This window comes from Anaerostipes sp. MSJ-23 (genome assembly GCF_018918155.1).
Classification (GTDB): domain Bacteria; phylum Bacillota; class Clostridia; order Lachnospirales; family Lachnospiraceae; genus Anaerostipes.
On the sequence record NZ_JAHLPY010000034.1, the window covers coordinates 1 to 1,670 of the forward strand.

At 32.9% G+C, this 1,670-nt stretch carries 1 protein-coding gene; it reads left to right on the plus strand.

Annotated elements, in window-relative coordinates; translation table 11 throughout:
- Positions 1-74 precede the first annotated feature (74 nt).
- Positions 75-1,538, plus strand: coding sequence for an IS1182 family transposase (locus KQI71_RS12215; protein ID WP_216436391.1), 1,464 nt, complete (start codon positions 75-77; stop codon positions 1,536-1,538).
- Positions 1,539-1,670 lie beyond the last annotated feature (132 nt).

Here is a 1,670-nt window from a genome sequence, read left to right on the forward strand (position 1 = left end):
CGAGGGCACTGAAAAAGTAGATAATACCGTCTATATTTGGTACAATGTATCTATCAAATATAGGCGGTGTTTTTATGATCGAACAACAGCAGAAATTGGTGCTAAGTCCATACATGGAAATATATGAATTAGTAATCCCGAAAGATAATCTTCTCCGACAGATAAAAGAATTGGTTGATTTTAGCTTTATTTATGATGAATTGCTTGCTAATTATTGTCTAGATAACGGACGAAATGCAGTTCCACCTATCCGAATGTTTAAATATCTGCTTTTAAAATCAATTTATGATTTATCAGATGTTGATATGGTTGAACGTTCTAAATACGATATGTCTTTTAAATATTTTTTGGATATGGCTCCAGAAGATGAAGTTATAAATCCAAGTTCATTGACAAAATTTCGGAAGCTGCGTTTAAAGGATATGAATCTTTTGGATATGCTGATTGCCAAAACAGTTCAGTTAGCATTAGAAAAAGGAATTATTAAGTCAAAATCCATTATTGTGGATGCTACGCATACAAAATCAAGATACAATCAAAAGACACCACGTCAAGTACTCCAGGAACAATCAAAAAATCTGCGCCGTAGCATCTATGAGATTGATGAAACAATGAAAGAAAAATTTCCTGATAAAAACACAGAGGATTCTTTAGAAAAAGAACTAAAATACTGTAAACAGCTTATTGATGTTGTAAAAGGAAATGAAGAAATTTGCAGTTATCCAAAAGTGCAGGAAAAATTAAATCTACTAGAAGAATCTGTCACTGATGACATGGAATATTTAGAAATTTCAAAGGATGAAGATGCAAAAACTGGTCATAAGACAGCCGACACTTCATTCTTTGGATATAAAACACACATAGCAATGACAGAAGAACGGATCATCACAGCTGCCACAATCACTAGCGGCGAAAAAACAGATGGCAAAGAACTGCCAAAACTTATACAAAAAAGTAAAGCTGCAGGGATACAGATTGAATCAGTCATTGGAGATATGGCTTATTCTGAAAAGAAAAATATCGAGGCAGCAAAAGAAGGTGGTTATGAACTGATAGCAAAATTAAATCCAGTTATTACACAAGGTAACCGAAGAAAGGAAGATGAGTTTGAATTTAATAAAGATGCCGGAATGTATCAGTGTAAAGCAGGACATTTAGCCATTCATAAATATTTCGATAAAAGGAAAAAAGATAAAAAAAACAAAAACCCACGTATGGTCTATTTTTTTGATATTGAAAAATGTAAATGTTGTCCGTATCGTGATGGCTGTTACAAAGAAGGAGCCAAAAAGAAAACATACACAGAAACAATCATTTGCGATTCCCACAGTGAACAGTTTAAATTTCAGGAAACTGAGCATTTCAAAGAAAAAATGCGGGAACGCTATAAAATAGAAGCTAAGAACAGCGAACTAAAACATCGGCATGGTTATGACGTAGCGTCATCATCAGGTCTTATTTGTATGGAAATGCAAGGAGCAATGACGATCTTTGCAGTAAATCTTAAGAGAATAATTAAATTAATGAATGAAAAATAAGAACTTTCTCCGAAAAAACAAGCAATTTATATTTCGCCTAACAAAAAATCCACCAGAATCATAAAAACTCTGATGGTTTTTTTCTTTTTTTATTAAAGTCAAAATAAAAATGGTATGTTTTTCAGTGCCCTC